Here is a 7,019-nt window from a genome sequence, read left to right on the forward strand (position 1 = left end):
GTGGATGGTGGGGGGCGGGCGGGGGTGGGTTAGGGTTCAGCGGTGGCTCGACGAACTGCTGAAGTGCGCCTGGACGCGTTGCTGCGCACCGCCGTGGACGTGATCGTCGAGCGGGGATTCGCCAACACCCGGACCGCCGACGTGGCCAAGGCGGCAGGAGTCAGCCAGGCCCTGGTCTTCTACCACTTCACCAGCAAGGACGCGCTGCTCTCGCAGGCTTTCGCGTACGCCGCCGAGCAGGACATGGCCCGGCTGCACGCGGTGATCGAGTCGAACGCGTCGTCCGTCGAGAAGCTGAAGAAGCTGGTCAAGCTGCTCGCCCCGACGGGCCGGTCCAAGTCCTGGATGATGTGGATCGACGGCTGGTCGGAGGCGCTGCGCACACCGGAGCTGGAGAAGGTGTCGCGCCGCATGGACCTCCGCTGGAAGGAAGGCCTCACCGAGGTCATCGCCAACGGGGTCGCCGACGGCTCCTTCACCTGCGACGATCCGGCCGGAGCGGCCTGGCGCATCAACGCCATCATCGACGGCCTGGCAGTCCAGCTCACCGTCCACGAGAAGGCCATCTCCCGCAAACAGGCCTTCGAATGGATGCGCATGGTCGCCGCCCGTGAAGTGGGCGTGGACCCCACCGACCTCGCCTGACCACGCCCCGCGCCGCCGTCCGGCGTTGCAGGTTCCCGAAAGCAGCCGCGCAAGGCCGCAGTTCCCCGAAACAGCAGGCCGATCAGTCGCTGATCCGCACCCGGAGGGTGCCGGTGCGGGTCTCGCCCGCCGCGATGGTCCGGGTGTGCTCGTACGCCCACGCGGCGCAGACCCCCGGATACCCGGTCGACCCCTCACTGGTCCGCACGAACCAGCGGTCGCCGTCGCCCAACCCCGAGAACCGCAGGGTGTACGCCGCGCCGCCCGACTCGCCCCGCCACAACAGCTCGGGCTCCGCACTCCCGTTGACCTGCTCCTCCCCGGCCAGCTCCCCCGCGCTCAGCCCGAGATTCGCCCCGGGCGCGACCCGCCAGAAGCACCCGCCGTACCCGGCCCCGCCCGGCCGCCCGTTCGTCGCCGGGCTGCCCAGCGTCACGGTCCGCTTCGCGGTCAGCCACCACCCCAGTTCCAGCAGCCACGACCGCTCGTCGAGGTACGTCGCCGTCATCGTGCGCCGCTCGGACAGCAGCACCTTGCCGTCCGCCGCCCGCCAGGCCAGCCGCTGCGTGAACCCGCCAGTCCCGACCTCGTCGAACCCCTCGCCGGTGATCGACCCGTGATCGTCGAGCCAGGTGTACCCCTGGTCCCGGACATACGTCCGCCCGCCCCACAGGTTGTTCCGGTTCACGTCCTGCACGGCCAGCGACAGCCCGAGGTGCCACCGGTGGTCCTCGGGCACGGCGTCGGTCACCACGGTGCCCGCGAGCGTCCGGATCGGATGCAGGTAGGGCCGGGGCCCCAGCGTCGGCTCGATCTCCGCGCCCGAGTGGTACTCGGCAACCACCCGCCCCGCGACCCGGAACTCCACGCGACCCGCCACCTCTCGACCCAGGCCTGCCGCGGGTGCGGAAAGCGCTTGCCGAAGTTGAGGTTAGCGGGTTCCCGTCACACCCGCCAGGGTGGCGACCGCCAGCGGACCGAGGATTCGGCCGGGGCCGCCAGGGTGGGCGCTCGCGAAGGAAAGCGTTTTCCATCGCGTTACTATGGGCCCTACCTCGACCCCCTCGCCCACGGAGCCGGACATGTCCGCACGACACGAACACCCCTGGTGGCGTGACGCCGTCATCTACCAGGTGTACCCCCGCAGCTTCGCCGACGGGACCGGCGACGGCCTCGGCGACCTCACCGGACTGCGCGAGCGCCTGCCCTACCTGCGCGACCTCGGCGTCGACGCGGTATGGCTGAGCCCCTGGTACGTCTCCCCCATGGCCGACGCCGGTTACGACGTCGCCGACTACCGCGACATCGACCCGGTCTTCGGCACCCTCGCCGAGGCCGAGCTGTTCATCGCCGAGGCACACCAGCACCACCTGCGCGTGATCGTCGACATCGTGCCCAACCACTGCTCCGACCGGCACCCGCGCTTCCAGGCCGCCCTCGCGGCGGGCCCCGGCTCGCCGGAGCGGGAGCTGTTCTGGTTCCGCCCCGGCCGCGGCGACAACGGCGAGCTGCCCCCCACCGACTGGGGCTCGCACTTCGGTGGCCCGGCCTGGACCCGCGTCCCCGACGGCGAGTGGTACCTGCACATGTTCGCCCCCGAGCAGCCCGACTGGAACTGGGACCATCCGGCCGTACGCGAGGACTTCCAGGCCACGCTGCGCTTCTGGCTCGACCGCGGCGTCGACGGTTTCCGCATCGACGTAGCCGACCATCTGGTCAAGGACCCGTCCCTGCCCGACGTGGCCACGCTCGGCCCGAACGTGATCCGGCCGTGGCGCGACCAGGAGGGCGTACACGAGATCTACCGCGACTGGCGCAAGATCGCTGACTCGTACCCGCAGCGTGGGGTGTTCGTCGGTGAGCTGTGGGACGACGACCCCGAGCGGTTCACCCGCTACCTGCGCCCGGACGAGCTGCACACGGGCTTCAACTTCCCGTACCTGAGCTGCCCGTGGGATGCCGCGGCGTTCCGCGACGTGATCGACACGACGTTGGCCACGCACGCGATGGTCGGCGCGCCAGCGACCTGGGTGCTGTCCAACCACGACGTGGTCCGGCACGTCACCCGGTACGGCCGGGCGCACACCGCGCACTCGTTCGACGACGCCAAGCACGTCGAGGCCAGCGACCTAACGCTCGGCACCCGCCGGGCCCGCGCTGCCGCGCTGCTCACGCTGGCCCTGCCCGGCTCCGCGTACGTCTACCAGGGCGAGGAGCTGGGGCTGCCCGAGGTCGAGGACATCCCGGAGGCGCTGCTGCAGGACCCGCGCTGGATCCGGTCCGGGTTCACCGATCGGGGCCGTGACGGCTGCCGGGTGCCGCTGCCCTGGTCAGGCGAGTCGACGCCGTACGGTTTCAGCCCCGAGCACGCGGCCGCGGACCCGTGGCTGCCGCAGCCCGCGAGCTGGGCGGAGCTGTCCGCCGCGGCGCAGACCGGTGATCGGCGCTCGATGCTGGAGCTGTACCGCCGCGCCCTGCACCTGCGCCGCACCGAGCCCAGCCTCGGCGACGGCCCGCTGCAGTGGCTGCCCGCCCCCGAGGGCGTGCTGCACTTCCAGCGCGGCGACGGCTTCGCCTGTCTGGTCAACCTCGGCGACACCCCCGCCGATCTGCCGCCCTACGAGTACCTGCTGCTCGCCAGCGATCCGCTGGAGGAGCTGAAGGTCGCCCCGCACAGCGCCGTCTGGCTGCGCGTCGCGTGAACACCGCCGGAGAGAACCGATGAGCGCACACATCCTGGTCGTCGGCATCGACGGCGTACGCCTGGACACCGCCCGCGCCGCGCACACCCCGCACCTGGACGCCGTCGTTCGTGACGGCTGGCCGGCCGAGTTCGAGCTGAGCACCGACGCGCCGACCCTGTCCGGGCCGACCTGGGCGGTCGGTGGCGACAGCCGCTGGAAGCGCACCGCGTGGCTGGCCGCCTGCGGCGCTGGCATCGGCGCGACGCCACCCGCCGACGTCAGCCACGTCTCGGTCGCTCCGACCGTGCTCGGCCAGCCGCTGATCGGCGAGAGCCACCTCGCCGGGACGTCGCTGATCGCCGAGCGGCTGCCCAGCGCCGATCAGAACACTGCCGCGCGGCAGAAAACCGCAGCCGCGTTCGCTGCCGAGTCCGCCGTGACGGCCTGACGTGTCGGCTACCGCGTTCGCGCTGGTCGCCGCGTCGGTGCTGTGCCATGCGACGTGGAACCTGCTGTCCAAGCGGGCCGCGGTCGCGGGCACCGTCTTCGTGGCCGTCTGGTCGGTGGTCGCCGCGCTGCTCTGGGCTCCGCTGGGCATCTGGGCGCTGGTCACCGGCTGGGACGCGCTCGGCTGGGGCAGCCTGGTGCTGGTCGGCGGCGCGGCGTTGCTGCACACCGGTTACTACCTGCTGCTGCAACGCGGATACGCAGTCGGCGATCTGTCGGTGGTCTACCCGGTCGCGCGTGGCCTGGGGCCGGTTTTGATCTGCGCTGTCGCGGTGCCGTTCTTCGACGAGAATCCCGGCCTGTTCGGCTGGGCGGGCACCCTGGCCCTGTCGATCAGCGTCGCCCTGATCGGCATGCCGTCCCCCGACACCCTCAAACGCAGGGCCCCCATCATGTACGCGCTGGCGACAGGCGTGTTCATCGCCGCGTACACCCTCTGGGACCGCAACGCGGTCGCGGTCGCCGCCCTGTCGCCGATCCTGGTCAACTGGGGCGGCGACACCGGCCGGGCGCTGCTGCTGGCCCCGTGGCTGATCAAGCACCGGGCCAGGGCGAAGCAGGTGTGGCGGGAGCACCGCCGCGAGGTGTTCGGCACCGCGATCTGCTCACCCGGGGCGTACATGCTGGCCCTGACCGCGATGACGATGGCCCCGGTGACCGTCGTCGCCCCGCTGCGCGAGGTCAGCGTGCTGCTGGTGGTGTTCCTCGGCGCGCGGCTGCTCGGCGAGCGCGACATGTGGCGGCGGCTGGTCGCCGCGCTCGGCGTCGTCGTCGGCGCGGTCGGCGTCACCCTCGGTCGCGGCTGACGTCGCGCCCGGCCGCGACCACACCCGCGGCAGGGCGCGAACCCCCGCTGACGTGCCGCCCGTCACGGTCCGACACCGCCCGGATGACGGGACGGCGGCCCTGGTAGATCAACGATTGAGTAACCTGTGCGTATGAGAATCGGCATTGTCGGAGCGACGGGCCAGGTCGGTGGCGTCATGCGCCGGGTGCTCGCGGAGCGCAAGTTCCCCGTCGGCGAGCTGCGGCTGTTCGCCTCGTCCCGGTCCGCCGGGCGCACCCTGCCCTGGGCCGACGGCGAGGTCACCGTCGAGGACGCGGCGACCGCGGACTACGCCGGGCTCGACATCGTGCTGTTCTCGGCGGGCAAGACGACCTCGCTGGCGCTCGCGCCGAAGGTCGCCGCGGCCGGAGCGGTCGTCATCGACAACTCGTCCGGCTGGCGGCTGGACCCGGACGTGCCGCTGGTCGTCGCCGAGGTCAACCCGCAGGCGGCGAAGCTGCGCCCCAAGGGCATCATCGCGAACCCGAACTGCACCACCATGGCCGCGATGCCGGTGCTGCGCCCGCTGCACGACGAGGCCACGCTGACCGGCCTGATCGCCAGCACCTACCAGGCCGTCTCCGGCACCGGCCTCACCGGCGTCGACGAGCTGCACGAGCAGGCCAGCGCCGTCGTCGCCGAGGCCCGCGCGCTCGCCCACGACGGCAGCGCCGTGACCTACCCGGAGCCGAAGGTGTACGCGCATCCGATCGCGTTCAACGTGCTGCCGCTCGCGGGCGCGATCGTCGCCGACGGCTCCTACGAGACCGACGAGGAGCAGAAGCTCCGCAACGAGACCCGCAAGATCCTCGACATCCCGGGCCTGCCGGTCTCCGGCACCTGCGTCCGCGTGCCCGTCTTCACCGGACACTCGCTGCAGCTCAACGCCCGCTTCGCGGACCCGATCAGCCCCGAGCGCGCCCGCGAGCTGCTGGCCCACGCCCCCGGCGTGATCCTGGCCGACGTGCCGACCCCGCTGCAGGCCGCCGGACAGGACCCGACGTACGTCGGCCGCATCCGCCGCGACGAGACGGCCCCCAACGGCCTGGCCCTGTTCTGCTCCAGCGACAACCTGCGCAAGGGCGCCGCCCTCAACGCCATCCAGATCGCCGAGCTGGTCCTCGCCGAACTCTCCTGACCCCCAAGCGAAGGAAGGGCACCTTCCCAACGCTCTGCGTTGCGGAAGGTGCCCTTCCTAATTACCCGCCGGGCTTCTCACCGGCCTGTGGGGATGCTGTGAAGACATCGTGCTGGCCGTGCCCGCCGGGCCGCCCGGTTGATGCAATGTACGGGTGACCCTCAACCCCTACCGGGCACCCCTGCCAGCGGCCCAGCCACCCACCGCCACCGCGCACGACCTCCCTTACCCGGCCCCCACCGCGACGCGGACTGCTATCGCGACGCGGACTGCCGCCGTGACGCCGACTGCTGCCGCGACGGCGGCGGTGACGCCGGTGCCCTCGGCCGGGGAGCGCCGCAGACGGCGGGTGCGGCGGGTCCGGTCCGGCATCTGGAACGCGCTGGCCGGACACGGTCTGGCGCTGACGGTCCCACTGCTGCCGGCGGCTCCGTCCGGTGAGCCCAGCGCCGTCTACGGCGTCGGTTTCGTGATAGCCCAGCTGGTGCTCGCGACCGCCGTCGTCGCGCTGGGCATCACCCGCACCCTGCGTCGCGACGGTGCCAACAGCGTCGGCCTGGCCATCGGCTGGATCGCCGGAATGCCCGTCGCCGCCGTGGCCGGAGTCGCCCTGCTGTTCGCGCTGGGCGCCATGTAACCGACCACCGCCGAGCTGTGCGGGTGGAGAGCACTCCGCCGTCGTCAGCGAAGACGGTTGCGCGTCACAGCACCCGGCGCATGGCGATCCGGGGACCGAGCTCGTCCAGTCCGAGCGCCGCCTCGTGCGCGCGGATCTCGCGCAGACCATCGCTCAGCTCGGTGACCGGCAAGAAGCCGCGCCGGGCGTAGAACGGGCCGTTCCAAACGATGTCGGCGAACGTGGTCAGCGTGACGGCCCGGTGACCCGCCCGCGCCGCCCACTCGCACGAGGCTTCGAGCAGATCGCTGCCGACGCCCTGTCCAGCGTGGTCAGGGTGGACCGACAACTGCTCCAGGTGCGCCTGCCCGTCGACCACACCCAGCCGCGCGAACCCCACCGGCGGATCACCCGCGACGAGTACGCACGACGCGGCGGCCAGCTCCTCGACACTGCCCGGCGGCGGCAGCGGCCCCATCCCGATCGCGTCGAACACCCGATCAGCGGCCAGCTCCACCTCCACCAGCAGCGGCAACTCCGTCACCCGCCCCACCCGCACCCGATGACCGCCCATCCCCACCCCCGCCCATCCCCACCCCCGCC

General features: G+C 72.2%; 8 protein-coding genes. 6 read left to right on the top strand and 2 right to left on the bottom strand.

Annotation, left to right across the window (positions count from 1 at the left end; translation table 11 throughout):
* Positions 1-42: 42 nt before the first annotated feature.
* The gene (locus tag HAV40_RS37715; RefSeq protein WP_166389115.1) at positions 43-645 is read left to right on the top strand and encodes a TetR/AcrR family transcriptional regulator; all 603 of its coding nucleotides are present in this window, start codon (positions 43-45) and stop codon (positions 643-645) included.
* Between the two features lie 82 nt (positions 646-727).
* Here HAV40_RS37715 and HAV40_RS37720 read toward each other — a convergent pair whose 3' ends face one another.
* Positions 728-1,513, bottom strand: a complete 786-nt coding sequence (locus HAV40_RS37720; RefSeq protein WP_166389116.1) for a DUF6807 family protein — start codon at positions 1,511-1,513, stop codon at positions 728-730.
* A gap of 214 nt (positions 1,514-1,727) precedes the next feature.
* Between HAV40_RS37720 and HAV40_RS37725 the strand changes: the two genes are divergently transcribed.
* The 5 genes from HAV40_RS37725 (at position 1,728) to HAV40_RS37745 (ending at position 6,437) form a co-directional block, all read left to right on the top strand.
* Positions 1,728-3,347, top strand: coding sequence for a glycoside hydrolase family 13 protein (locus HAV40_RS37725; RefSeq protein ID WP_166389117.1), 1,620 nt, complete (start codon positions 1,728-1,730; stop codon positions 3,345-3,347).
* Between the two features lie 19 nt (positions 3,348-3,366).
* A complete protein-coding gene (locus HAV40_RS37730; protein ID WP_166389118.1) occupies positions 3,367-3,777 on the top strand; it encodes a hypothetical protein in 411 nt (136 codons plus the stop codon).
* Position 3,778: 1 nt separating this feature from the next.
* On the top strand, positions 3,779-4,642 hold the full coding sequence (locus HAV40_RS37735; protein ID WP_166389119.1) for a DMT family transporter: 864 nt from the start codon (positions 3,779-3,781) through the stop codon (positions 4,640-4,642).
* A gap of 132 nt (positions 4,643-4,774) precedes the next feature.
* Positions 4,775-5,800, top strand: a complete 1,026-nt coding sequence (locus tag HAV40_RS37740) for an aspartate-semialdehyde dehydrogenase (RefSeq protein WP_166389120.1) — start codon at positions 4,775-4,777, stop codon at positions 5,798-5,800.
* Positions 5,801-6,077: 277 nt separating this feature from the next.
* Entirely contained in the window at positions 6,078-6,437 is a 360-nt protein-coding gene (locus HAV40_RS37745) for a hypothetical protein (protein ID WP_166389121.1), read from the top strand.
* Between the two features lie 64 nt (positions 6,438-6,501).
* On the opposite strand, the gene HAV40_RS37750 is transcribed toward HAV40_RS37745, so the two are convergent.
* Positions 6,502-7,019 (bottom strand): GNAT family N-acetyltransferase (locus HAV40_RS37750; protein WP_338076464.1); only part of this gene is annotated, 518 nt, incomplete at its 5' end.

It is taken from the genome of Catellatospora methionotrophica (assembly GCF_011297335.1).
Lineage (GTDB): Bacteria > Actinomycetota > Actinomycetes > Mycobacteriales > Micromonosporaceae > Catellatospora > Catellatospora methionotrophica.